The organism is Arminella tubonensis, from assembly GCF_003240585.1.
Classification (GTDB): domain Bacteria; phylum Pseudomonadota; class Alphaproteobacteria; order Rhizobiales; family Rhizobiaceae; genus Rhizobium; species Rhizobium tubonense.
Map to the genome: position 1 here is coordinate 297,178 of NZ_PCDP01000035.1, position 24,233 is coordinate 321,410.

General features: G+C 59.7%; 30 protein-coding genes. 13 read left to right on the plus strand and 17 right to left on the minus strand.

All coding sequences use genetic code 11. The features are described from left to right. The first annotated feature begins 32 nt into the window (after positions 1-32). The 3 genes from CPY51_RS13080 to CPY51_RS13090 all read left to right on the plus strand — a co-directional run bounded on the left by CPY51_RS13080 (position 33) and on the right by CPY51_RS13090 (position 2,040). A complete protein-coding gene (locus CPY51_RS13080) occupies positions 33-764 on the plus strand; it encodes a substrate-binding periplasmic protein (protein WP_111160645.1) in 732 nt (243 codons plus the stop codon). 93 nt (positions 765-857) lie between these two features. Then, complete coding sequence (pth, locus tag CPY51_RS13085) at positions 858-1,583, plus strand: aminoacyl-tRNA hydrolase (protein WP_111160984.1); 726 nt, start codon at positions 858-860, stop codon at positions 1,581-1,583. 1 nt (position 1,584) lies between these two features. After that, complete coding sequence (locus tag CPY51_RS13090) at positions 1,585-2,040, plus strand: GNAT family N-acetyltransferase (RefSeq protein ID WP_111160646.1); 456 nt, start codon at positions 1,585-1,587, stop codon at positions 2,038-2,040. A 4-nt stretch (positions 2,041-2,044) separates the two neighbouring features. Here CPY51_RS13090 and clpS read toward each other — a convergent pair whose 3' ends face one another. The 3 genes from clpS to CPY51_RS13105 all read right to left on the minus strand — a co-directional run bounded on the left by clpS (position 2,045) and on the right by CPY51_RS13105 (position 3,113). Beyond that, on the minus strand, positions 2,045-2,356 hold the full coding sequence (clpS, locus tag CPY51_RS13095) for an ATP-dependent Clp protease adapter ClpS (RefSeq protein WP_111160647.1): 312 nt from the start codon (positions 2,354-2,356) through the stop codon (positions 2,045-2,047). Positions 2,357-2,460: 104 nt separating this feature from the next. Continuing rightward, positions 2,461-2,862: a type II toxin-antitoxin system VapC family toxin gene (locus CPY51_RS13100; protein WP_111160648.1), complete on the minus strand. Its 402-nt coding sequence runs from the start codon at positions 2,860-2,862 to the stop codon at positions 2,461-2,463. Further along, complete coding sequence (locus CPY51_RS13105) at positions 2,859-3,113, minus strand: AbrB/MazE/SpoVT family DNA-binding domain-containing protein (RefSeq protein ID WP_111160649.1); 255 nt, start codon at positions 3,111-3,113, stop codon at positions 2,859-2,861. Before CPY51_RS13105 ends, CPY51_RS13100 begins: the two co-directional genes overlap by 4 nt. 145 nt (positions 3,114-3,258) lie before the next feature. Between CPY51_RS13105 and ychF the strand changes: the two genes are divergently transcribed. After that, positions 3,259-4,362 (plus strand): redox-regulated ATPase YchF, encoded by a 1,104-nt coding sequence (gene ychF, locus CPY51_RS13110; protein ID WP_111160650.1) that lies wholly within the window; start codon positions 3,259-3,261, stop codon positions 4,360-4,362. Between the two features lie 41 nt (positions 4,363-4,403). On the opposite strand, the gene CPY51_RS13115 is transcribed toward ychF, so the two are convergent. Beyond that, complete coding sequence (locus tag CPY51_RS13115; protein WP_111160651.1) at positions 4,404-5,510, minus strand: hypothetical protein; 1,107 nt, start codon at positions 5,508-5,510, stop codon at positions 4,404-4,406. Positions 5,511-5,591: 81 nt separating this feature from the next. On the opposite strand from CPY51_RS13115, the gene CPY51_RS13120 reads away from it, so the two are divergent. Beyond that, positions 5,592-6,062 (plus strand): MaoC family dehydratase, encoded by a 471-nt coding sequence (locus CPY51_RS13120; RefSeq protein WP_111160652.1) that lies wholly within the window; start codon positions 5,592-5,594, stop codon positions 6,060-6,062. After that, positions 6,059-6,526, plus strand: a complete 468-nt coding sequence (locus CPY51_RS13125) for a MaoC family dehydratase (protein ID WP_111160653.1) — start codon at positions 6,059-6,061, stop codon at positions 6,524-6,526. Before CPY51_RS13120 ends, CPY51_RS13125 begins: the two co-directional genes overlap by 4 nt. A gap of 183 nt (positions 6,527-6,709) precedes the next feature. On the opposite strand, the gene CPY51_RS13130 is transcribed toward CPY51_RS13125, so the two are convergent. From CPY51_RS13130 to petA, 4 genes are all read right to left on the minus strand, one after another. Continuing rightward, positions 6,710-7,252 carry an adenine phosphoribosyltransferase gene (locus tag CPY51_RS13130; protein WP_111160654.1) on the minus strand — a complete coding sequence of 181 codons (543 nt, stop codon included), beginning with the start codon at positions 7,250-7,252 and terminating at the stop codon, positions 6,710-6,712. 116 nt (positions 7,253-7,368) lie between these two features. Further along, the gene (locus CPY51_RS13135) at positions 7,369-8,232 is read right to left on the minus strand and encodes a cytochrome c1 (RefSeq protein ID WP_111160655.1); all 864 of its coding nucleotides are present in this window, start codon (positions 8,230-8,232) and stop codon (positions 7,369-7,371) included. Between the two features lie 23 nt (positions 8,233-8,255). Further along, positions 8,256-9,530: a cytochrome b gene (locus tag CPY51_RS13140; protein ID WP_111160656.1), complete on the minus strand. Its 1,275-nt coding sequence runs from the start codon at positions 9,528-9,530 to the stop codon at positions 8,256-8,258. A gap of 15 nt (positions 9,531-9,545) precedes the next feature. Next, positions 9,546-10,121 (minus strand): ubiquinol-cytochrome c reductase iron-sulfur subunit, encoded by a 576-nt coding sequence (gene petA / locus CPY51_RS13145; protein WP_111160657.1) that lies wholly within the window; start codon positions 10,119-10,121, stop codon positions 9,546-9,548. A gap of 385 nt (positions 10,122-10,506) precedes the next feature. On the opposite strand from petA, the gene CPY51_RS13150 reads away from it, so the two are divergent. Continuing rightward, complete coding sequence (locus CPY51_RS13150; protein ID WP_111160658.1) at positions 10,507-11,439, plus strand: endonuclease/exonuclease/phosphatase family protein; 933 nt, start codon at positions 10,507-10,509, stop codon at positions 11,437-11,439. 6 nt (positions 11,440-11,445) lie between these two features. Here the strand turns inward: CPY51_RS13150 and CPY51_RS13155 are convergent, their stop codons facing one another. The 5 genes from CPY51_RS13155 to CPY51_RS13175 form a co-directional block, all read right to left on the minus strand. Then, positions 11,446-13,308 (minus strand): ABC transporter ATP-binding protein, encoded by a 1,863-nt coding sequence (locus CPY51_RS13155; RefSeq protein WP_111160659.1) that lies wholly within the window; start codon positions 13,306-13,308, stop codon positions 11,446-11,448. Between the two features lie 103 nt (positions 13,309-13,411). Next, positions 13,412-13,738 (minus strand): type II toxin-antitoxin system RelE/ParE family toxin, encoded by a 327-nt coding sequence (locus tag CPY51_RS13160; RefSeq protein ID WP_111160660.1) that lies wholly within the window; start codon positions 13,736-13,738, stop codon positions 13,412-13,414. Further along, on the minus strand, positions 13,735-14,007 hold the full coding sequence (locus CPY51_RS13165; protein WP_111160661.1) for a ribbon-helix-helix domain-containing protein: 273 nt from the start codon (positions 14,005-14,007) through the stop codon (positions 13,735-13,737). Before CPY51_RS13165 ends, CPY51_RS13160 begins: the two co-directional genes overlap by 4 nt. Before the next feature lie 112 nt (positions 14,008-14,119). Next, positions 14,120-14,347 (minus strand): hypothetical protein, encoded by a 228-nt coding sequence (locus tag CPY51_RS13170; protein ID WP_111160662.1) that lies wholly within the window; start codon positions 14,345-14,347, stop codon positions 14,120-14,122. A 137-nt stretch (positions 14,348-14,484) separates the two neighbouring features. Further along, positions 14,485-16,341: an ABC transporter ATP-binding protein gene (locus tag CPY51_RS13175; RefSeq protein WP_111160663.1), complete on the minus strand. Its 1,857-nt coding sequence runs from the start codon at positions 16,339-16,341 to the stop codon at positions 14,485-14,487. Between the two features lie 372 nt (positions 16,342-16,713). On the opposite strand from CPY51_RS13175, the gene CPY51_RS13180 reads away from it, so the two are divergent. From CPY51_RS13180 to CPY51_RS13190, 3 genes are all read left to right on the plus strand, one after another. Further along, complete coding sequence (locus CPY51_RS13180) at positions 16,714-17,175, plus strand: tRNA (cytidine(34)-2'-O)-methyltransferase (protein ID WP_111160985.1); 462 nt, start codon at positions 16,714-16,716, stop codon at positions 17,173-17,175. 222 nt (positions 17,176-17,397) lie between these two features. Continuing rightward, positions 17,398-19,041, plus strand: coding sequence for a Na/Pi cotransporter family protein (locus tag CPY51_RS13185; protein ID WP_111160664.1), 1,644 nt, complete (start codon positions 17,398-17,400; stop codon positions 19,039-19,041). Between the two features lie 81 nt (positions 19,042-19,122). After that, the gene (locus CPY51_RS13190) at positions 19,123-19,542 is read left to right on the plus strand and encodes a VOC family protein (protein WP_111160665.1); all 420 of its coding nucleotides are present in this window, start codon (positions 19,123-19,125) and stop codon (positions 19,540-19,542) included. A 12-nt stretch (positions 19,543-19,554) separates the two neighbouring features. Here the strand turns inward: CPY51_RS13190 and CPY51_RS13195 are convergent, their stop codons facing one another. Beyond that, complete coding sequence (locus tag CPY51_RS13195; protein WP_111160986.1) at positions 19,555-19,815, minus strand: hypothetical protein; 261 nt, start codon at positions 19,813-19,815, stop codon at positions 19,555-19,557. 176 nt (positions 19,816-19,991) lie between these two features. On the opposite strand from CPY51_RS13195, the gene hemF reads away from it, so the two are divergent. The 3 genes from hemF to CPY51_RS13210 all read left to right on the plus strand — a co-directional run bounded on the left by hemF (position 19,992) and on the right by CPY51_RS13210 (position 21,618). Beyond that, complete coding sequence (hemF, locus tag CPY51_RS13200) at positions 19,992-20,903, plus strand: oxygen-dependent coproporphyrinogen oxidase (protein ID WP_111160666.1); 912 nt, start codon at positions 19,992-19,994, stop codon at positions 20,901-20,903. Positions 20,904-20,986: 83 nt separating this feature from the next. Beyond that, a complete protein-coding gene (locus CPY51_RS13205; protein ID WP_111160667.1) occupies positions 20,987-21,268 on the plus strand; it encodes a hypothetical protein in 282 nt (93 codons plus the stop codon). Positions 21,269-21,432: 164 nt separating this feature from the next. Next, positions 21,433-21,618 (plus strand): DUF1059 domain-containing protein, encoded by a 186-nt coding sequence (locus CPY51_RS13210; protein ID WP_111160668.1) that lies wholly within the window; start codon positions 21,433-21,435, stop codon positions 21,616-21,618. A 68-nt stretch (positions 21,619-21,686) separates the two neighbouring features. On the opposite strand, the gene CPY51_RS13215 is transcribed toward CPY51_RS13210, so the two are convergent. Genes CPY51_RS13215 through CPY51_RS13225 form a run of 3 tightly spaced genes read right to left on the minus strand, consistent with a single transcriptional unit; the run spans position 21,687 to position 24,192 of the window. Beyond that, positions 21,687-22,940: a CCA tRNA nucleotidyltransferase gene (locus CPY51_RS13215; protein WP_111160669.1), complete on the minus strand. Its 1,254-nt coding sequence runs from the start codon at positions 22,938-22,940 to the stop codon at positions 21,687-21,689. Next, positions 22,937-23,572, minus strand: a complete 636-nt coding sequence (locus CPY51_RS13220) for a CoA pyrophosphatase (protein ID WP_111160670.1) — start codon at positions 23,570-23,572, stop codon at positions 22,937-22,939. The genes CPY51_RS13215 and CPY51_RS13220 overlap by 4 nt, the downstream gene beginning before the upstream one ends. Further along, positions 23,569-24,192: a DUF1285 domain-containing protein gene (locus CPY51_RS13225; RefSeq protein ID WP_111160671.1), complete on the minus strand. Its 624-nt coding sequence runs from the start codon at positions 24,190-24,192 to the stop codon at positions 23,569-23,571. The genes CPY51_RS13220 and CPY51_RS13225 overlap by 4 nt, the downstream gene beginning before the upstream one ends. Positions 24,193-24,233: the final 41 nt, after the last annotated feature.

Consider the following 24,233-nt stretch of genomic DNA (forward strand, 5'->3'; position numbering starts at 1 on the left):
TGGCTCTAATTCCCACCCCCGAGGAGAGACCTATGCGAAAGCTCTTGCTTCTGGCCATCCTCAGCCTGCCGCCGCTCGCCCACGCTTGCCCTACCCACGCCGAGACCGTTGCCTTCACCACGGAAGAATACCCGCCTTTCGTCTATCGGGACGGAAAGGAGGTAAAGGGCGCGGCGACCGAACAGGTGCAGCAGGTAATGGCGGCGATCGGAGCCGACTATACGATCGCGGTGATGCCTTGGGCGCGTGCCTATGCCGAGGCGCAGAGCACGCCGATGACGTGCGTATTCGCAACGGCGCACAATGCCGCGCGCGACAAGCTGTTCAAATGGGTGGAGCCGCTGCTGATCGACCGCAACATCCTCATCAAGCACGCAGGCGCAGACATCACTGCCGAGAATCTCGATGAGGCCAAGCAATATACCGTCGGCACATGGCGCGAGGACTACACCGAGAAACTCCTGCGGCAATCCAATTTCCCAAGGATCGATGTCGCAACCGATTTCAAGGCGACGTTGAAGAAACTGATGAGCGATCGGATCGACCTGATGCCGATCTCGGAGTTCTATTTCGACAAGCTGAAGCAGGAGGGTCAGCCGATCGAAAAGGTCGTCCCGTTCTCGCAGCAACCCCTCGCCGTCGCCTGCCAGAAGGATTTCCCAGGCGAACTGCAGAAAAAGATGCAGACGGCTCTCGACAAGCTCATCGCTGACGGGACGCAGAAAAGCATCTTCCTGAAATACGGGCTGCATCTCGATAACTGACGGCGACACAGTCCAAGCACCGCGATTCCGTCTTGACTTTGGCAGCCGTTCCCGCCGATGAACGGCTTCGTCATGTTCGGAAGGACGGAGCGGATGCTTCTCATCGCGGGTCTCGGCAATCCCGGCGCCAAATACCGGAACAACCGCCACAATATCGGCTTCATGGCGATCGATGCGATCCATCGGCGCAACGGCTTTGGCCCATGGTCGAAAAAGTTCAAGGCCGAAATTGCCGAGGGTGAGCTCGACGGCCAGAAGGTCCTGCTGATCAAGCCACAGACCTTCATGAACCTCTCCGGCGAGTCCGTCAGCGAAGCAATGCGCTTCTACAAGCTCGAGCCCGCCGATCTGGTCGTCGTCTACGACGAACTGGACCTGGCTTCGGGCAGAGCCCGGCTGAAGACCGGCGGTGGGCATGGCGGCCATAACGGCATCAAGTCGATCGATGCCCATTGCGGCCGCGAGTACCGACGCCTGCGTCTCGGGATAGGCCATCCCGGCGTAAAGGAACTGGTGCAGAGCCATGTGCTCGGCGATTTTGCCAAGGTCGACCAGACATGGCTGGAACCCCTGCTTGACGCCCTTGCCGACAATGCCGGCATGCTGACGCGCGGCGAGGATTCACAGCTGATGAACAAGATGGCCCTTGCCCTGAACGGCAAGGCTGAATTGGAAAAGCCGAAGCCGGAAAAGAAGCCTGACAGCAAGCCATCCGGCCAATCCCACATCCACAAGGCACGCGACCACAAACCGAAGCTGCCGACAACGGGACCGATGGCGGAAATGCTGAGGAAGATGTTCGGCGCCAAGGACGATTGAGATGGACAAGGTCGCCAGCTTGGACGTCCGTGCCGCGCGTGCCGAAGACCTGACGGCTCTTCTAACTCTTTATCGGCAGCTGAACCCCGACGATCCCGCTATGGCGGAGCACGATGCTCTTGCTCGCTTTAAAGAGGTTCTCGCTCATCCGGGAATGACGATATTCATAGCCCGCGCCAACGACGTGGCGGTCTCCTCGGTGACCCTGGTGGTGATCCCGAACCTCACCCGCGGTGCGAAGCCCTACGCCTTGATCGAAAATGTCGTGACGCACGCCGATCATCGCCAGCGAGGCTATGCAAGGGCGCTGATCGAAAAGGCCATCACCACCGCCTGGGATGTCGGCTGCTACAAGGTGATGCTGCTGACCGGCTCCACGGAGGCGGCGACGCTTCGCTTTTACGCGAATTGCGGGTTTTCGCAGAACAAGACCGGCTTCCAGATCCGCCGGCCATAAGCCGTTACTCTTCAGGCTCGGTGGTGAACATCAGCGGAAACCCGGCCTCGCGGCCATAATCCGTGGCTTCCTTGGCCTTGGTCTCGGCAATGTCCTTCGTGGCGACGACGATGACGCAGGAGCCGAGCTGGTGGGCAGTCAGCATCATGCGAGCGCCCGTTTCTTCGCTCATGCGGAATACGGCCTTGAGCACCATGATGACGAACTCGCGCGGCGTGTAGTCGTCATTGATAAGGATGACCTTGTGAAGCTTCGGCTGCTCCGTCTTCGGCTTTGTCACCGTTTTCGGCTTTATCGTCGTTCCGCTGCCACTCATGGAAGTCCGTCCCCTAAAGACACCTGAGCCTTGAAGAGCCCGCTCATCGCCTATATTGCGCCGCAACCGCCGCGATTCAAGAATGAACTCGCAGATTCGGTCCCTCAAGTGCCCTCAAGCAAAACGCACTTTTGTCCTTGCCCCTTCAGCACGATGATCGCCTTCTTATCGAAGCTCGCAAACGTATCTCCGCCGAGACCCTGCCCCTCGTAAGCGATTGCGCCATCGGCGAAATCGCCTCCGGCTTCCATCATTATAAGCCCCGCCGTTATTGCACCTCGGTCCAGGACCACGCTTTCGATGGCAAGCAGTGCCTTGGTTGCCTGGACAAGCTCCAAATGGGTCAGCTTGTAGAGACGACGCAATACCCAAATCATCTCACAGACGGCGATCGTCGGAATAACGACAATGTCTGACCCTAAAATCTCTGTGGCCCGCCTACCCTCGGCCGGGGGGTCCAGCGTGATTGCGCGAACGAGAATGTTGGTATCGACTATGATACTCAACTCTCTGCTTCTCCCGCCCACCCTGCAGCGGCTGCTTCGTCGAGTTCCTTCAACGTAAAGCTCCTACCGGTCTTGTTTCTAAACATGCCAAAGAGATCTTCGATTCGGCCTTTCGGCAGGGCTTGCACGGATACCTTGCCCTTGGGCAGAAGATCGACTTCGATTTCGTCGCCCGGTCTAACGTGTAGATGATCGAGCACTTCTTTCTTCAATGTAACCTGCCCTTTTGATGTGACCTTGAGCCTGACCATAGTGCTACTCCTTGGAGCGCATAGTAAGGCAACTCTGCCTTACCCGCAATACAAACGCCACCGCCAATACCGAAAGGCTTGACCGCCCTGCTCCTTTATCTCATACGCACTGCCAAAGAATTCAAGTAAAGCAGGTGTCAGAGCCATGGGCTTCAAATGCGGTATCGTAGGACTTCCGAATGTTGGGAAGTCGACCCTCTTCAACGCGCTGACCAAGACGGCGCAGGCGCAGGCAGCGAACTACCCGTTCTGCACCATCGAGCCGAACACCGGCGAAGTCGCCGTGCCTGACCCGCGCATGCGCAGGCTTGCCGACATCGCCAAATCCAAGGAGCTCATCCCGACGCGCATCTCCTTTGTCGACATCGCCGGCCTCGTGCGCGGCGCCTCGAAGGGTGAAGGCCTCGGCAACCAGTTCCTGGCGAACATCCGCGAAGTCGACGCGATCGTCCACGTGCTGCGCTGCTTTGAAGATGACGACATCACCCATGTCGAAGGCCGCATCAACCCGGTCGGCGATGCCGAGACGATCGAGACCGAGCTGATGCTCGCCGACCTCGAGAGCCTGGAGCGCCGGACCGAGCAGACACGCAAGCGCGCCAAGAGCAACGACAAGGAATCGGTGACGATGCTGCCGATCATGGATGCCTCGCTGAAGCTTTTGAACGAAGGCAAGCCGGTCCGCACCCTGCTGTCGAAGCTTGATGCCGAAGAACTGGTGATCCTCAAGAGCCTCAATCTCCTGACCTCGCACCCGGTCCTCTACGTCTGCAACGTGGCGGAAGAAGATGCCGTATCCGGCAATGCCCACACCGAAGCCGTCGCCGTCATGGCAAAGGAGCAGGGCGCCGAAACCGTGATCATCTCCGCGGCGATCGAATCCGAAGTGGCGCAATTGCCGGAAGACGAAGCCAAGGAGTTTCTGTCCGCCCTCGGTCTCGACGAGGCGGGCCTCGACCGCCTGATCCGTGCCGGCTACAAGCTGCTGCACCTGATCACCTATTTCACCGTTGGCCCGAAGGAAACACGGGCCTGGACGATCGAGCAGGGTACCAAGGCACCAGCCGCCGCCGGCGTCATCCACTCCGATTTCGAACGCGGCTTCATCCGCGCCAACACGATTGCCTATGACGACTACATCGCCTTCAACGGCGAAACCGGCGCCAAGGACAACGGCAAGGCGCGCGACGAAGGCAAGGAATACGTCGTCCAGGATGGCGACGTCATCCACTTCCGCTTCAACACCTGAGCAGCCCGGCGCACCGGTCCTGCGCTGAACGCGCGCCCGTCTCAGAGGGCGCGCGGCAGCCTCTCCGACAGGCTATGCGGCAGCAACCGCAATGTCAGCCGCCTGAGCGGCACCCAGCCGATACCGATGACAAGAACGATGACGCCCACGATCAGCAGCGTCAGGTAGAAATAGGTGTCGACGCCTGCATTTCCCTGTTTGAACACGCCGTAGATCGCAACGCCGAGCGACATCAGGCCCGCAGTGACAAACGCGCGCCGGTCGATGATGAGACCGATCAGCATCATCGCAGCGACCGTTACAACGACGGCGGAGAGCCAGGTGCTATAGCCATGGTCTTGGCCCAACAGCGAAATCCCTCCGATCCAGACTCCGAGCACGCTGTAAAGCAGCGCTGGCGCTGTTCCCAAGTGAAGCCAGAACGCAATATCGGAGCGCAGGGTCTGCCGCCTGACATCGCGCAGGTCGAAATAAAGGGCGATGGCGAACAGGCAAAGTGCTGAAATCAAGAGGATGACCGAAAACAGCCTGAGATTATTGAGCGGAAATGACGGATCGTCGCCAAGATAAGCCACGACGCGGATGAAAAGGTTAACCGCGAAAACGAAGGCTGCCATCACCGCGAGAGCAAAGGACAACGGCACGCGGTAACGCAGATAGTAAAGCCCGGAGGCCACCGGCAACGCGGCCAGCAACGGGATTGGAAAATGTGAAGCCGCCAAGAAATCGGGATTGATCGGAAACCACATGACCATGAGGTTCGCGGTCCAGACGAAGAGCGCGACCGTCAGCGCGACAGCTGGCAACGCAAGCCGCTGACGCCGCACCAATACCTCCGAAAGAAGGATAATGGCCGGAAGCACCACATAGAGCGACGCGATGCCCCAGAGACCGCTGAGCAGGATGACGACACCGATAGTGATCAGGATGTCGTGAAAGCCGCGAACGAAGCGCGGTGTCTCCGTATCCGGCTCTACGGACAATAGCTCCTCAGCCAGCGTATGCGGTCGTTGCGATTGTGCTGCCTCGAAACCCTCCTTCACGATAACGCCGCGATCCATCAGAAAAGGCAGCAGTTTTTCGCTGGTCTCGGGTGATATCAAAGCGGCTTGCGCAGCCTCGTCGAGCACCAATCTCAGATCAGCCATGCAGTTTATCCCTCGGGAATCGTTGAGCCTCGTCCAAGGCTATTGTAAGCAGGCTCGCGAGGATAGGGGAGAGCCGGACGGATGCACAAACAAAAATTGCAGTTTGAAGATTTTCAACCCGGAAGGACGTTCCCGCTGGGTCCGAAGCCGGTTACATCAGCAGAGATCGTCGAATTTGCCACCGAGTTCGATCCGCAGCCGATGCACATGGATGAGGCGGCCGGACGCGCCAGCATCCTCGGCGGCCTCGCCGCATCCGGTTGGCATACCTCCTCTATGTTCATGCGGATGATGATCGACAGCTATCTCCTGAATTCGCAATCGGAAGGCGCCCCCGGCGTCGATTTCATGGATTGGAAGAAACCGGTGCTCGCGGGCGACACGCTTTCCGGCTGTTCGACCGTGCTTGAAGCTCGGCCGATGCGCTCGCGTCCCGGCATCGGCATCGTCAAGTTCCGCCACGAGGTCGAGAACCAGCGCGGCGAACTGGTTTGCCTCGGCGAAAACTCGACGATGTTTCGCATGAGCGCACCTGCGGAGGTCTCTCCATGAGAATGACGGACCTCTATGAATTCGGGGCAAAGACCGAGATCGGCAGCTATACTTTCGACGAAGAAAACATCATCCGCTTCGCATCCCGGTTTGATCCCCAGCCCTTCCACATCGACCCAGAGGCGGCGAAACGCTCGCTCTTCGGCGGGCACTGCGCGTCGGGCTGGCATACCTGCGCCGTCTGGATGAAAACTTTCGTAGCCTATTGGCTGCAGGAGACAGCGCGCCTTGAACGCCAGGGCCTCAAGCCCCCGACGCTCGGCCCCTCGCCCGGCTTCCAGAAGCTGCAATGGCTGAAACCGGTTTTCGCTGGCGATACCGTCACCTACTCCGTGACGCTCACCGCCAGCCGCGCACTCGCCTCTCGCCCAGGCTGGATCCTCAACAACATCCTCTGCGAAGGCGAAAACCAACACGGCGTCCCCGTCCTCCGCTTTGAAAGCACCGTGCTGGAATTCGAATAGCGCTTGGTGTGTCAGGGCTTTTGCTTGTCTAGCCGCCCCCTCATCCGCCCTCCGGGCACCTTCTCCCCGAGGGGAGAAGGGGGGAATCGATGGTGCGGCATACTTCCCTTCTCCCCTCGGGGAGAAGGTGGCCCGAAGGGTCGGATGAGGGGGGCCGCCGAAACAGAGACGGACCTTCCAGCCTCAATGCCCGCTGAATTCGACCAGCGTATGAACCGGCACGTTGAGCGCCTCGAGCTTCTTGCGGCCGCCGAGATCCGGCAGGTCGATGACGAAGCAGGCGGCGACAACTTCGGCGCCGATCTGGCGGAGCAGCTGCGTGGCACCGACTGCGGTCCCACCGGTGGCGATCAGGTCGTCCACCAGGATCACCTTCTCGCCCGGTTCGACCGCATCGCGATGCATCTCCATCTCGTCGACGCCATATTCCAGGCTGTAGGCGATGCGCACGATGTCGTGCGGCAGCTTACCCTTCTTGCGGATCGGCACGAAACCGGCCGAAAGCTGGTGAGCCACAGCACCGCCCAGAATGAAACCACGGGCCTCCATGCCTGCAACCTTGTCGATCTTCATCCCGACATAGGGTTGCACCAGCGCGTCGACGGCGCGGCGAAACGCGCGCGGGTTTCCGAGCAGCGTGGTGATGTCACGAAAGATGATCCCGGGCTTGGGATAATCCGGGATGGAGCGGATGCTGGCGGCTAGCTCCGAAGCGACGGTGTCCATGGGAATTCCATATTCTGAGTGCGTCTGACAATCGGCCGCACCCTATCAACTGGCATCTCTGTTACCAACAAAAAAGGCGACCCGCGGGTCGCCTTTTGATTGGTTATCATTGCCGATCAGTGTTCGCTTCTGGCGTAGATCGAGCGCTTCGTCAGGTAGATCAGCACCGTGAAGATCAACAGGAATATGATCACCATGAAGCCCATGTGCTTGCGGTCTTCCATATGCGGCTCGGCGGCCCACATCAGGAACGACGATACATCCTTGGAATATTGATCTACCGTCTGCGGCGAACCGTCGTCATAGGTCACCTGGCCGTCCGAAAGCGGCTTCGGCATGGCGAATGACGGGGCCGCGTGGAAATACGGATTGTAGTGCGAGCCCGGAGGCAGCTGGAAGCCGGCAGGCGGTTCTTCGTATCCGGTCAGCAGCGAGTAGATATAGTCAGGACCGTTCTCCTGGTACTGCGTGAAGATGTCGAAGACGAAGCGGGGGAAGCCGCGCTCGATTTCGCGTGCCTTGGCAAGCAGCGACATGTCTGGAGGCACAGCGCCGTTGTTTGCAGCGGCGGCCGCTTCCGGATTGGCGAAGGGTGCCGGGAAGTGGTCCGAAGGCAGGGCCTTGCGGGTGTACATCTCGCCCTGCGGGTTCGGGCCGTCCTGCGTCTCGTAGTTGGCCGCGAAGGTCTTCACCTGCGCTGCCGAATAGCCAAGGTCCTGGAGCGTGCGGAACGGCACCAGGTTCATCGAGTGACAGGCGGAACAGACTTCAGCATAGACCTTGAGGCCGCGCTGGAGCTGCTGCTTGTCATAGTAGCCAAACGGACCGGCGAAGGTCCACTTCTGCTCGCGCGGCTCCTTGATCGGATAGGTGGGCAGCGCGGCTTCCGCAGCCGGCTTTGTTTCCTCGGCAACTGCGACGACCGACGTAAGACCGCCGATGAGCACAAGCGAGAGAAGGCCTGCAACAAACTTGTTCATTGTTCTCTTCCTCTTGTCCGCTCTCACGCCTGCACCGGAACGGCTGCTTTGCCGTTTCGTTTTTCGAGCACCGCCTCCGTGATCGAATTCGGAATGCGCCGCGGGGTTTCGACCAGGCCGAGTACCGGCATGACGACGAGGAAGAACGCGTAATAATAGAGTGTCGAGAACTGCGAGATCGTCACATACAGCCCCTCCGCCGGCTGCGAACCGAGCCAGCCGAGCAGAATGGAATTGGCGACGAACAGCCAGAAGAACAGCTTGTACCAGGGACGATAAACCGCCGAACGCACCTTCGACGTATCGAGCCAGGGCACGAAGAACAACACGGCGATCGCACCGAACATCGTCAGCACGCCCATCAGCTTCGAGTCGATCGGGCCGACATTGAAGGTGATCGAACGCAGCATTGCGTAGAACGGCAGGAAGTACCATTCCGGAACGATGTGCGAAGGCGTCTTCAACGGGTCGGCCGGGATGTAGTTGTCGGCATGACCGAGGTAGTTCGGCAGGTAGAAGACGAAATAAGCGTAGACCAGCAGGAATACCGAAACGCCCAGCGCATCCTTCATCGTCGCATAGGGCGTGAAGCGGACGGTATCGGTCTTCGTCTTGATCTCGACGCCGGTCGGATTTGTCTGGCCACTGACATGCAGAGCCCAGATGTGCAGCACGACGACGCCGGCGATCATGAAGGGCAGCAGATAATGCAGCGAGAAGAACCGGTTGAGCGTCGGATTGTCGACCGCAAAGCCGCCGAGCAAGAACTGCTGGACCCACTCGCCGACGTAAGGAAAGGCCGAGAAGAAGCCGGTGATGACGGTCGCGCCCCAGAAGGACATCTGGCCCCAGGGCAGCACGTAACCCATGAAGCCGGCCGCCATCATCAGGAGGTAGATGATCACGCCGAGGATCCAGAGGACTTCACGAGGCGCCTTGTAGGACCCGTAATAAAGGCCGCGGGCGATATGCAGGTAGACCGCAACGAAGAAGAACGAAGCGCCGTTGGCGTGCATGTAGCGCAGCAGCCAGCCGTCGTTCACGTCACGCATGATCTTTTCGACGGAGTTGAACGCAACAGTCGTCTCGGCTGCGTAGTGCATGGCGAGCACGACGCCCGTCAGGATCTGCAGCACGAGCATGACCGACAGCATGGCGCCGAAGGTATAGGCATAGTTGAGGTTGCGCGGAACTGGGTAGGCAACAAAACTATCATAGACAAGACGCGGCAGCGGAAGCCGCGAATCAATCCATTTTTCGAGCCCTGTGGATGGCTCGTACGATGAATGACCACTCATGATTCAGTATCCCCCTCAACCGATCTTGATCACTTTATCAGACGTGAATGAAAATTGCGGAATGGCGAGGTTCTGGGGCGCGGGACCCTTCCGGATACGACCGGCAGTGTCATAGACCGAGCCGTGGCACGGACAGAACCACCCGCCATATTCCCCCGACGTGCCGAGCGGCACGCAGCCGAGATGGGTACAGGAGCCGATCATCACGATCCAGTTTTCCTTGCCCTCGCCCGCCGTCCGCGCGATATCGGTCGCTGGCTCCTCGGGCGGAAGGTTGGCGTTGCGCGCGATCGGATCCTTGAGATCGGTGATCGCTGCCGCCTTCGCTTCGGCGATTTCCTTCTCCGTGCGATTGCGGATGAAGATCGGCTTGCCGCGCCATTTCGCCGTCAGCGAACTGCCAGCCGTAAGACTGGAAATATCGACTTCGATCGAGGCAAGCGCCAGGGTCGAGGCATCAGGACGCATCTGGTCGATGAACGGCCATGCGACTGAAACGGCACCGACTGCGCCTGCCATGCCTGCTGTGAGATAAAGGAAATCGCGACGAGTAGGCTCGCCAGTTTCGCTGTTGATGTCGTGTTCGCTCACGGCTGGCTCATCCTCTTCGCGCAAAAAAACTGCAGTTTACCCACAGAACCCCCCTCGACGCCGGCGAATCGTATAGCCACAATTCCGCCATAGATTCCTCCGTAACCCGCCGCGTTCTAAGCTTGATCGCAAATTATGTCCAGCCTTGGCAAGGGGTGGAGGCACAATGTCGCGGGAAAAGCACACCAATTGGTCGCTGCAATGCAGCTTAACAGCGCACCGCACAGTCCAGCGAGCTTAACCACATGAAATATCGCATAATTTGCGCAATATAATTTTGCGTTGCATCAGGACATAATCGGTTCAAATCTTGTTGCGTTGCACCAGTATCGGCTCCATGCTACTCGCTCAGTGGCGATCCGCTCACCGAGGCCAGACCGCCACCATGAGAAATACCGTCTATTGCGTCCTCTGTGTCGTCGTCACGCTCATGATAGGCGGATTGGCTGCGCGCTATGTCAGCGACAGCTGGATGCTGGCCTTCTTTGAAAGCCTGCAAACCCACATCGGCCTCGCCAGTGTGGCCGGTGCGCTGCTGGCGCTCGTCATCAGGCGCCACTGGTATGCCGGCGTTCTTCTCGTGGCCAGCCTTCTATTGGTCGGGCATGCGGTCCTCATGCTGCGCGAGTACGCCGTTGCGGCGACGCCTTCGAGCGCCCAGCCATCGTTCCGCCTGCTCTCCTTCAACATCGACAACAGCAATTTTGAAAACGGCGCCCGCATCGCCGACCTGATCCTCGGCTCCGACGCCGACGTCGTCGAGATATTCGAGGCCGCTCCGCTATTGTCAGAGATGCCACGCCTCTCGGTCACCTATCCCTATCGCATCGGCTGCGGCACGATGGCGAAGGAGTGCGATTCCGTTCTGTTGTCCCGGCGTCCACTGCTGACGCCTCAAATCAGCGACCTCGGCGTCCTATGGCTCAATCGCTTCATCATGACGACTATCGATATGAACGGTCAGCCCGTGACGTTCGCAACAGCGCACCTGAGCAAGCCCTATTTCGACGATTTTCATCAGAGCGAACTCGATGACCTCATCGATATTCTGGCGACAGTGAAACAACCGCTGATTCTCGCCGGCGATTTCAACACCGCTGTCATCGCGCCTGATATGCGCAGCTTCCTCGAGCGAAGCGACCTCCGCCACCTCTTTCCCGAACCTTCGACCTGGCCGATCATGGCCGGTTCCCTCGGCATCAGCATAGACCATGTCTTCGCCCGTGCGCCGCTTCAACTGAAGTCCGTCAAGCGTATCGAAGACGCCATGGGATCGAACCACTACGGCCTGTTGACGGAGTTCACGGTCGCGAAATAGCGCCGCTTATTCGGCGTCCGCTGCGATGAAGCCGCCGGACTGGCGTGCCCATAGCTCGGAATAAAGGCCGCCCCGCGCAAGCAGTTCAGCATGGGTGCCGTCTTCAATGATCTTTCCCTTGTCGACTACAATCAGCCGGTCGAGCGCCGCGATCGTCGACAGCCGGTGTGCAATGGCAAGGACTGTCTTGCCAGCCATCATCTTCTCGAGGTTCGACTGCAACGCCGCCTCAATCTCGGAATCGAGCGCAGAAGTCGCCTCGTCGAGCACCAGGATCGGCGCATCCTTCAGCATGACGCGGGCAATGGCGATCCGCTGACGCTGGCCGCCTGACAGTTTGACGCCACGCTCGCCGACATGCGCCGAAAACCCCTTGCGTCCCTTCTGGTCCTCCAGCGCCGAAATGAACAAATCCGCCTCCGCCCGCCGGGCCGCCTGCAGCATTTGCTCGCCTGTGGCATCAGGACGCCCGAAGAGAATGTTGTCGCGAATGGAGCGGTTGAGCAGCGCAGTATCCTGCGTCACCATGCCGATCTCGGAACGCAGGGATTCCTGCGTGACGGTGGCGATGTCCTGCCCGTCGATCAGGATGCGACCGCCCTCGAGATCGTAGAAACGAAGCAACAGGTTGACCAGTGTCGTCTTTCCAGCGCCCGACCTGCCGACGATACCGACCTTCTCGCCTGGACGAATGACCATCGAGAAATCATCTATGACGCCGGCAGGACGGCCGTAATGAAAGGTCACGTTCTCGAAGCGGATTTCCGGCTGCGCCACCTGCAGGACCTTTGCGCCGGGCCTGTCGACAAGACCGATCGGCTCCGAGATCATCTCGGCAGCGTTCTGGATCGTCCCGAGATTGCGCATGATGGCATTGAACTGCGCCATCATGCGGCCGAACAGCATGTTGAGGCGCAGCACCATGCTGAGCGTGAAGGCGACGCCACCGGTGGAGATTTCACCTGCCAGCCAGAGCTGGATCGCCAGTGCGGCGATCGTCGTGATCATCACGCCGGAAAGCAGCGCCAACGACGAACGAACCCCCGTCAGCAGCCGCGTGAACGGCATGACGGCCGCCTGGAACCGGTCGAACCCGTCGCGGATGTAAAGATCGTTCTGGTCTTCGCGACCGAACAGTTTCAAGGTCTGGATATTGGCATAGGCGTCAACCATGCGGCCGTTCAGCATCGAGGATGCCTCGGCGGCATCGCGGGCATGGTGACGGATACGGGGGACGAAATAGCGGGCGATCAGCGAGAAGATCACGATCCAGATCGCAATGACCAGTGCCAGCCGCCAATCCAGCCGTCCGACGAGCGCAATGGTCGAGACGGCGTAGATGATGATGAACCACACGACCTGCAGCAGCGACACCACGAGATCGCCGGTCGACTGTCCCGCCGACCAGACTTTCGTGACGATGCGGCCGGAAAAATCATTCTGGAAGAAGCTCAGCGATTGCCGCGCCACATGCGCATAGGCCTGCCAGCGCACCAGATTGAGGAATCCCGGCACGACCACCTGTTCCTCGACCAGCGCCCCAAGACTGACGACGACGAAACGCACCACCAGCACGACGAACACCATGCCGAGAAGAGCGGCCCCATGCCCGGCAAGCAGCCCGCTCCAGCCGGAACCCGGCGGCACCTTGTCGAGAATATCGACCAGATGGCCGACAAACCAGAACAGCGCCGCCTCCAGCATCGCCACCGCTCCGCCAAGCGCCGCCATGGCAAGAAAAGGCACCTTCGCCTGCCCGACATAATACCAGATGAAGGAGTACAGCGATCGCGGCGGCCGCAGATCCCCCTTGCGATAGAACGGGTCGAGCCAGGTTTCGAAGGTACGGAAGACAGCGCGGATTAGCATGAGTGCGATATAGGAGATTTTGGAGATCGCGCAAAGGAAGCGGTGCGAGGCACGGCCTTATATTTTTGTCATGTTCTTTGCTGCCACTTTTCAGGCCAAGCTATCAAAGATCTTCGTCATGGCTGTCGAATATGCCTTCAACATCCCTTCTGCCATGCAAAATGCGAACAATCGTGACAACATCCTGATTGGCCAAGTAGTAGATGCGGACAGCATCAAAGCCCTTTATTGGCCACGAGCGCATTCCAGCAAGTACCGCGCTATCGAATTGCCTGGGAGAGCCCGCATTCGGCGATAACATCATCTCGTCGATGGATTGCCGAATGCCGTTGAAGAACCGCTCAGCCACATCTTCACGGCCGACCTCCGAATAGTGCTGCATCTGCTTGAGAACGTCCGCCCGAGCGGCCGGCTGAATGGTGAGCCTCACCCGGCTTTCTTTCCAGGTGTTCTTTTTGCAAGAAGTTCGGCAGCTTCCAGTTTCAATTCGTTCCAGAATTCTTCGGTGACCGCTTGGCCTTTTCCGGAACTAAGGCCTTCTAGCAATAGCTCCTGCAGGCGATCGTCGTTCTCCTTCGCCTGGGCCTCTCGGAGCAGACTGCGAACGTATTCGCTGACGTTGCCGAAGCCCCTCGTGGCAATCTGGTCCTCCATGAAGGTCTTGAGACTTTCGGGCAACGATATCGTAACAGTCACCATCAAAAGAAACCTCCGCCATGCGATCGCTTGACGATACCAACGTTCTTAACTGTTCTCAATAGTTAAGAGGCAAGCAATTGCGATCGATTGCTCTCGAATCCGCCCAACTCCACTAATCAGACCTCGGCGCTCCATCTGCGTTGAGCGGTTGCGGCGCGGCGGAGGGCGCGGACTGCACAATTGCCGAGCCGCTGCTGGCGGCCGCGGTGGGAGCGGGCTTCATCATCCACCAGCCGACAGCCGACAGTCCGATCAATGCAACTCCGCAGACCGCCCAAGCTCTTTTGGTAGTTTTGTGCGGTGTCGTTCGAATATCGAGCTCTTTCTTCGCGACTTCCATGGCAATGCCTCCAGTTCAGCAATGAACTAGCGTCGGGGGAAGAAGTTCCTCGGATCGATACGCGAGCCTTATGCATATCCCGCGCCGCAAGGTCGTCCTGCGATGGCCGCAGCGAATTGCAGCCATCGCCAATACCCTCACTCCGCGGCCGCCTCCGCCTCTTCCGAGTGATCGGCGAGGAACCCGCCGGACTGGCGATTCCAGAGGTCTGCATAGATACCGCCATTGGCGACGAGATCATGGTGGCTGCCGGTCTCGATGATGCGCCCCTTGTCGAGGACGACGAGACGGTCCATTTCGGTCAGCGTCGACAGCCGATGCGCGATGGCAATGACGGTCTTGCCTTCCATCAGCGCAAAGAGATTTTCCTGGATCGCCGCCTCGACTTCGGAATCGAGCGCCGATGTCGCCTCGTCGAGAACGAGGATCGGTGCATCCTTCAGGAACACGCGGGCGATCGCCACCCGCTGCCGCTGGCCGCCGGAAAGCTTGACGCCCCGCTCGCCGACCTGCGCATCGAGACCCTGCCGGCCATGCAGGTCCGACAGCCCCTCGATGAACTCCCAGGCATTGGCGCGCCGCGCAGCCTCGATGATTTCGGCATCGGTGGCGTCAGGCCGGCCATAGGCGATGTTGTCGCGGATCGAGCGGTGTAGCAGCGACGTGTCCTGCGTCACCACGCCGATCAGCGACCGCAGGCTCTCCTGCGTCACCTTCGAGATATCCTGGCCGTCGATGCTGATCTTGCCCGATTCCAGCTCGTAGAAACGCAGGAGCAGGTTCATCAGCGTCGTCTTGCCGGCGCCCGAACGTCCGACAAGGCCGACCTTTTCGCCCGCCCGAATGTTCAGCGTCAGATCCTCGATGATGCCCTTGGCCTTGCCATAGTGAAAGCGAATGTGGTCGAAGCCGATCGCACCCTGCCTGGCGGCCATGGGAGGCGCGGAAGCCGCATCGACGATGTCGTGCTGCTTGGTCATCATCTCCATGCCGTCATAGATCGTGCCGATGTTCTCGAACAAGGCCGAGACCTCCCACATGATCCATTGCGACATGCCGTTGACGCGCATGGCAAGACCGATGGCGATGGCAATCGCGCCGATGGAGATCGCGCCGTTCAGCCAGAACAAGATCGAAATCGCCGAGATCGCGAATAGCGCCACGCAGTTGTTGACGTAGACCGATGCCTGGAACAGGCTGACGAACCGCATCTGCCGATAGACAGTCTGCAGGAATTCGTTCATCCCGGCCTTGGCATAGGTCTCTTCGCGCCCGGCATGAGAGAACAGCTTCACCGTTGCAATATTGGTATAGCTGTCGACAACCCGCCCAGTCATCGACGAGCGCGCATCAGCCTGGGTCGCTGCGATCTTTCTAAGCTTCGGCACGAAATAGCTGACGATGCCGATATAGATGGCGAGCCATATCAGGATGGGAACCACCAGCCGCCAGTCGGCCGCGGCAACGACAGCGATCATCGTGATGAAATAGGTGACGACGTAGACGAATACGTCGAGCACCTTCATGACAGCCTCGCGCACGGCGAGCGACGTCTGCATCACCTTGGTGGCGACGCGGCCGGCAAACTCGTTGGCAAAGAATGTCATGCTGTGACGCAGCAGGAAGCGATGCATCTGCCAGCGGGCAATCATCGGATAGTTGCCGAGCAGCACCTGATGCATGATCAGGCTGTCGAGGATCGCGGCGACGGGCAGCCCGACGAGCACCATCGCGCCCATCCAGAACAGCTTCCAGCCTTCGGTCTGAAGGAATGTCGCCTTGTCGGTATGCGACAGCCAGTCGACGATCTGCCCGAGAAACTGGAACAGCGTCACTTCGCCGATGGCAATCAGCATGGTGAGCGTCGCCATCGCCACAAGCCAGGGCGCGGCCGGCCTCGTATAGTGCCAGCAAAACGCAAACAGGCCGCGCGGCGGAACATTGGGTTCCTCGCTTGGAAAAGGGTTCAGGCGCCGTTCAAACCAGCCAAACATGATTGCTCCAGAAACGTCGACGTTTCGACTGCCATCGCCGCGCGACAAATGCCGCAGACTGATATGGGAGCCGAGTATCGCAAGAACGAGGCCGCAACAGCCGCGTAGTGGATCGAAAAGGGGGAAATTCGCTAAATTGCGACCCGGGATACCAGGAAATTTACCACGGCATCACGCCAAGGGGGCGAAGGTTTGAATTGGTGTCCATTTCAGCCTCCCTTTCTCTAGTTGTGGAGCATGGGTTATTTACACGCGATTTCGCCGATTGAAAAGTCGAAATGCGCCGTGAGATAGCAATTCTGTTGATGAGAAACATCAGCGGGAGTGATGACGGAGTTCCATTCCCTGCCGCGTTCGGCTAATTCGAAACGCATGAACCTCTTGCGCATTGCCCTCTACCAGCCCGATATCGCCGGCAACACCGGAACGATCCTGCGTCTTGCCGCCTGCCTCGGCCTTGGCGTCGACATCATAGAGCCGGCCGGCTTCGACATCTCCGATCGCAATCTGAAACGCGCCGGCATGGACTACATAGCCTCGGTAGACCTGGTGCGGCACGTCAACTGGGAACAGTTCGAGAGCTGGCGGGCCAGCACCGGACGCCGGCTGATCCTTGCCTCGACAAAGGCAGCTGAACGCTACACCGATTTTACGTTCCGAAGCGACGACGTCCTGCTTTTCGGCCGCGAGAGCGCCGGCGTTCCCGACCATGTCCATGACCGAGCCGACAGCCGCATCCTGATCCCCATGGTCGAGGGCCAACGCTCCATCAACATCGCCATGTCAGTCGCAATGATAACAGGCGAGGCGCTGCGGCAGACGGCTTGGCGTTAGCCTTGTGGGCGACGAATTGGGTGGCGCAAAGCCTGTTAAAAAATGTCGTTTATGGTGTTGAACGATTTTCGAATGAGAGCATATAATATTTAGCCGGCAAGCAAAAATCGCTATTTGCGACTTCCGGTGGCCACCCCTCTTCCAGCACTGAAATGCATGCCTTTTCAGTGCTTCCGACAGTTTCGGAGCACTTCGGCATGAGAAGGACAAAAACCAGAAAAAATGGAATCTACTATCGTCATGATCAACCTGTTCGGTGCCGTGGCATTGCTGCTGTTCGGCCTGGCACAGGTGAAGGATGGCGTTTCGCGGGCGTTCGGCGCACGACTTCGGACAGGCCTTGCCAGCGGCACGCGTAGCGGCGGCCGTTCGTTCCTCTCTGGCTTCGTTGCCACGATCGCGCTGCAGAGTTCCACGGCGACGGCGCTGATGGTCGCCTCTTTCGTCGAGCGCGATCTCGTGCTTCCCAGAATGGCCCAGATCGTCCTCCTCGGCGCCAATGTCGGCACAGCGGTCACCGCCTGGATCGTCGCCACTGGCATCGAATGGCTCTCCCCCCTCATCATCTTGATCGGCATCGTGCTCTACCGTCGCTCGTCCAGCACGAAGCAAGGCGCCGGAACCGCACTGATCGGCATCGGCCTGATGCTGCTGTCGCTGCAGCTTCTCAGCATGGCGACCGCGCCGATGCGGGAATCGCCGGCGCTCGGAGCCTTCATCGGCCTGCTCGATGACGCTCTCCCTGTGGCGTTGATCTTTTCGGCGGTCCTTGCCTTCGTCTCGTCTTCCAGCCTTGCCGTCGTCGTGCTGATCCTGTCGCTCGCCTCGACAGGCATCCTTTCGCCGGCGCTCGCTGTCGTGCTGGTCCTAGGTGCCAATCTCGGCGGCGCGATCCCGCCGGTCATGGCAACGCTTTCCGGCCCGGCCACCGCTCGCCGGGTGACGCTTGGCAATCTGATCGTCCGTGCCGTCGGCTGTCTGATCGCCCTGCCCCTGGCAGGCTATGCGGGAGAATTCCTGCAAAGCCTCTCCTTATCGCCGGCCAAGCTCCCCGTCGACGCGCATCTGCTTTTCAATATCGTGCTAGCGCTAGTGGCATGGCCGTTCTCACCGTTGATATCGAGGCTGATGCTGCGTCTCGTGGCCGACGATCCCAAGACTGAAGATGGTGCGAAGTTCCTCGATCAGCAGGCTCTCAATACCCCCGTCGTGGCACTCGCCAGCGCGACTCGCGAAGTGCTCGGTGTCGGCGATCTGATCGAACGCATGCTGATCCGCACCGAAAGCGCCTTCATCAACAACGACCTGGCGCCGCTGAAGGAAATTGCCGCCCTCGAAAAGCGGGTCGACCATATCCAGCAGGAAGTGAAGATCTATCTCTCCAAGCTTGGTCGCGAAGGGCTGGACGAGGAGACCGGTCGTCGCTCTATCGTCATCATCGACTACGCCATCAACCTCGAGCATATCGGCGATATCATCGAGAAAGGCCTTTGCGAACAGGTGACGAAGAAGATCACCAAGGGCCTGACCTTTTCGGAAGACGGATATGGCGAGTTGAAGAGCCTGTTCAACATGACCATCGACAATCTTCGCGTCGCCCAGACTATCCTCGTCACCCGCGACTTCAAGCTCGCCGTTCAGATGATGGAGGTGAAGGTCGATGTTCGCCGGCTCGAAAAGCAGTCGTCGGAAAGACATTTGGAGCGCCTGCGCGACGGCCGCATGGATAGCCTGCAGACGAGTTCGCTTCATCTCGACATGCTGCGCGACTTGAAGCGCATCAACGCCCATATCGTCTCGGTCGCCCATCCGATCCTGGACGAAAGCGGCCTGCTGATCGAAAGCCGCCTGCGAAATATTCCATAGGGTCTGGCCGCCGATATATTCTGGTCACTTCGGGCGCGCATGATATTCTCCGTTGTTGCCAAAGCAATCGGAGGAAACGCTATGCAACTGACGCCATATCTGATTTTCGACGGCGACTGCCGGCAGGCTTTCGAATTCTACAAAGAGGCCATCGGCGGCGAAATCGTCATGATGATCGATCACAGAATTCCTGAGATGGCCGGTCACGTTCCGCCGGGTTGGGACGACAAGATCATGCATGCCCGGCTGGTGGTCGGGAACGCCACGCTCATGGGCTCGGACAACATGCCGGGCGCAACCGGCAAGAAATACGGCTTTTCCGTTTCGCTGCAGGTTGATACGCCGGCCGAAGCGGACCGCTATTTCTCGGCGCTGTCCGACGGCGCCACCATCACCATGCCGATCGGCCCGACCTTCTGGGCTTTGCGCTTCGGCATGCTGGTCGATCGTTTCGGGGTATCCTGGATGATCAATTGCGAAGGCCCACGGCAAGCCGCCTGAGGGGCCAGCGCATCAATCCGCAGTGGGCAGGCGCCGCATCGTGAACTCGATGCGGTCGCCTTCGATCTGGCGCCAGCTCTCGACTTCCGTCCAGTAGGCCGCCTTCGGAAAACTGTCGAACCACTCCCGCGCCTTAGCGCGGGCGTCAGGCAGGCTGAGACAATATGTCTGGCGAACGAAGTCGCCTTTCCCAGAAGCAACCTGGTCCTGGCGGTACTTGGTTATTCTACGCTTCAGCCCATCTAGGGGCGGCGGTCCCGGAATTTTTGTCATGAAACCTCGCCTAAAAATCAAAGATAATACTGGCATTTGAAATTTGCGAGTCGAATTTCCGGAGTAATCCGGACAGCGCTTCGGGCTGGTCGCGACAGGTATCTGCTGGTAAGCACAGGCTAAAATCGAAGCCGCAGGATCAACCGCGGCTTCCGCTGCAATGCCGGAGATCATCCATGGAAAGACCCCAGCTTCCGACAGGCCTGCCGGAAGACATCGAAGAAAAGAAAGCCGCGGCGCGCGCCTGGTTCGAAAGCCTGCGCGACACGATCTGCGCCGGGTTCGAAGCGCTGGAGGACGAACTATCCGGCCCCCTCTCCGATCGGCCACCCGGCCGCTTCGTGCCCAAGGATTGGCTCCGGGAAAACGGCGAAGGCGGCGGCGGTCGGATGTCGACGATGCAGGGCCGTGTCTTTGAGAAGGTAGGAGTTCACACCTCGACCGTCTTCGGTGAATTCTCGCCCGACTTTCGCGCGCAGATGCCGGGCGCCAGCGAAGACCCGCGCTTCTGGGCGTCGGGCATCTCCCTGATTGCCCACCCGGTCAATCCCAACGTGCCGACGGTCCACATGAACACCCGCATGGTCGTCACCACTAGCCGCTGGTTCGGCGGCGGAGCGGATCTGACGCCCGTGCTCGACCGTCGTCGCACGCAGGATGACCCCGACACCGCCCTCTTTCATCGCAACATGCAGGCCGCCTGCGAACGACACCCCGTGGCCGACTACGCACGCTACAAGGATTGGTGCGACGAGTATTTCTACCTGAAGCACAGGAACGAACCCCGCGGAGTCGGCGGGATATTTTTCGACTGGCTGCATTCGAATGAGGAAGCCGGCGGTTGGGATGCCGACTTTGCTTTTGTCCAGGATGTCGGCCGCGCATTTTCGAAGACCTATCCACAGATCGTGCGCTCCAATTTCAATAGTCTGTGGACAGATGCAGACCGGGACGAACAATTGATTCGCCGCGGCCGTTATGTTGAGTTCAACCTGCTTTATGACCGGGGGACGATATTCGGTCTGAAGACAGGCGGGAACGTCGAGGCGATCCTGTCATCCCTGCCACCGCTCGTTCGTTGGCCGTGATGTAAAATTCGCGTGTAGCTCTACCAGATTTCCGAAGGAGTACTAAATCAGGGTTAGCATGCATCAATCGGAGGAGGATTGTCATGGCTATAACAAGCGGCGCAGCCGCAAAAACACCAGATATCGAAGACTATTCGCGGGCGGTCGACACCCCGGAACTCATCACCCGTTTGGCTGAGGACCTGAAAGACAGGAGTGGCTCGGACCTTCCGCTTTCGTGCTTTATCGAGCAGGTGAGAATGCAGCTTGCCGGAGGTTCACCCGCAGACCTTGCCCGTGCCGCGCTCGATCGCGCTGCCAAACGGAGAAAAGCCTCGGACTACGAATCGTCAGACTGCTTCAAGGCCTGGGCGATGCCCGACTAGCAGCTGACCGATAATTGAGCCCGGCGGCCAAGAGGAGGCTACGCCGGGCTCCGAACCTTTCCGGCGTTATCGCGTTTCCGAAACATCATGCCGCCGAACGCTTTGAGAAATCAGGTGCGGCAAATGATTTTCCCGTCGCGTTGAAACAGAATGAGGAGATAGACATGCGACTGTTCGAATGTGGCACCCTCGTGCCGGGCTGCGCATGGCATACGCGCGCCGACAATGACGCAGAAATCGTTCGCCGCGCCGTCGATCACATGAAGACTGCCCATGGAGAGACGATTATTCGCGAGAACATGGTCGACAACATCAAGGCTCGCATCCGCAGCGAAGCAAGCGCCGCCTGAGCGCTTAATAAACAAAGGCTTGAAGCGCGTTGCATGAATCAGTTCATGAAGCGACGCGCTCCGGGCCGTCAGCCGGCCATTTCCCTGAGCCGGGCGAGTAGGGCCGCCCGGTCCATCGCGAAATTTCCGTCGAGCCACTGCTGCTCGAGCGCCCCGAGGATTTCTCCGACGCGGGGTCCAGCAGGAATCCCCAAGTTCAAGGCATCTGCGCCTCCGATCGGGAAGGCGGGCTTCTCCCAGCTGTCTATTCCTGCAATCAACTTCAGAAGTCGGGCAGACCGCGCCATCTCATCAAAATCGTCCTCGGCCTTCCCTCGCGCAACGGCCAGCGCCAGCTTCAGCCGCACGGCAATTCCCTCCGCCCCATGGCGATACAGCAGGCGGTCCAGCCCAGCTTCCGACACGTCGTCCTTCACGACTGGCGCCGCTGCCCATGCCTGCAGCCTGGCGGTTTCCGTCTTCGACAGCCGCAGCCGCTCCGCAAACTTCGCCAGTCGCTCAGCGTCAGGCGGAACGATAGCGGCGAGCCGGAGCAAAGCGTCCGGCTTCCAGCCGAGCGACTGCTCGGTTGCGACAAGCGAGGGAATGGCGTCGATCCCCCACTTCTCCGTTTCGGGAAGAATTTCGGTGAGCACGCTGACCTGGCGCATCCATAGCAAGGCGCGGCCGGGGTCTTTTGCCCCAAGCAGCTTCTTCATCTCCGACCAGACGCGCTCGGCCGACAGCGAGCCCAATGTCGAGCGCGCCGCGGCGCAGGCCCTCAGCCCATCCGCATCCGGCCGCCCGGCGCCGTAATAGGCAAAGAAGCGGAAGAACCGCAATATCCGCAGGCGATCCTCGGCAATCCGCGTCGCGGCATCGCCGATGAAGCGGACATTCCGCTTTTCAATGTCCGCCAGCCCCCCGACCAGGTCGATCACCTCGCCGGCGCTCGTCGCGTAGAGCGCGTTCATCGTCAGGTCGCGCCGCTCCGCGTCCGCCTGCCAGTCTGTGCTGAAGGCAACCTCGGCGTGACGGCCGTCTGTCTCGACGTCGCGGCGCAGCGTGGTGACTTCAAACGGCTTGCCGCCGACGACGAGCGTCACCGTCCCGTGGGCGATCCCGGTCGGGACCGCCTTTATGCCGGCGGCAATCGCGCGCTCGGTGACGGCATTCGGCAGAAGCGTCGTCGCGATGTCGACATCGGCAACAGGAAGGCCCATCAAGCTGTTTCGCACAGCCCCGCCGACCACGCGTCCCTCGCCGCCATCGGCATTCAGCAATGCGAGAACCCTCGTCAGCGCCGCGTCCTTGAACCAACCCTCGCCGGCAACCGTGGTCATGCGTAAAGCCTTTCATAAAGCGTGCGGACAATGCCCGCCGTGATGCCCCATATCATCCAATCCTCATAGGGCATGCGATAAAAATGGCGCGTGCTTCCCCGCCAGTGCATGCTGTCGCGCAGATGATGGTGCGGATCCATCAGAAACGACAGCGGCACTTCGAAAGCGTCCTCGACTTCGGTGGGATTGAGTGTCAACTCGAAGCCGCGCTTGACCACGGCAAGCACGGGCGTGATGCGAAAACCGGTGGCGGCAAGATAGTGTGGCAGCCGCGCCACTGGCTCGACGAAGATATCGGCAAGCCCGATTTCCTCCTGGGCCTCCCGCATGGCCGCAAGCTCCGCCGATGCATCGCCCGGATCGATGGCACCGCCCGGAAAAGCGATCTGCCCCGAATGCTGGCGTAGCGTCGCCGTGCGCAAGGTAAAAATCACCTTGGCATCGTCGCCTTCGTCGACGACAGGCACGAGGACGGCGGCGTCCCTAAGGCGTTGCCCCTCGACTTGCAGGATGGTTTCGGGATTGAGGACATGGTCGCCATGTTCGCGCCAGGCAAGTTCGATCGGGCCGCCTGTCTGGTTCATGGCACGGCGGCGAAACTCTGCCGCGGAGTAGAGCGGGAACTTGCTCATTGCGCCAGCGCGTCCAGTTCCGCCACCGGCATGATCGGAAAGACCGTGCCGTGCGAGCGCACGCAAAATGTCGCAACACCTTCGATATCAATAGGCTCGCCGCGTTCGATGAGATCGTACATTACGGCGCGGGAGACGAGCGCTTCCAGCCGGCCGCGAATATGCAGATAGGGTTTCAGCTCATTGTTCTCGCCATGGACGACGAAGCGGAGGGGGTGCTCGGTGCCGGCCTCGACAACGTCGCCGACATTGGTGCGGAAAGTCAGGACCTGCTTGCCTTCGCTGACGCTCGCAGTCATTTCAACGGCGACGAACGGCGCGTCCACGACCCGGATGCCGACCTTTTCCACAGGCGTGACCAGATAGGTCTTTCCATCTTCGTCCCTGCGCAGGACAGTCGAAAAAAGCCGCACGAGCGGTGCGCGGCCGATCGGCGTCCCCATGTAGAACCAGGTGCCGTCGCTGCGGATTTCCATGTCGATATCACCGCAAAACGGCGGATTCCACTTGTCGACCGGTGGCAAACCCCTTCTGCCGTCGCCCGTATCCTCAGCCGCGCGCGAAATCAGCGCAGCCAGAGATGCCGCATCGCCTGTCGCACTGATTTGATCGGCTGCCATTGTTCCGTCCCGGTTTGTACTTAACAAACAATCCTCACGAG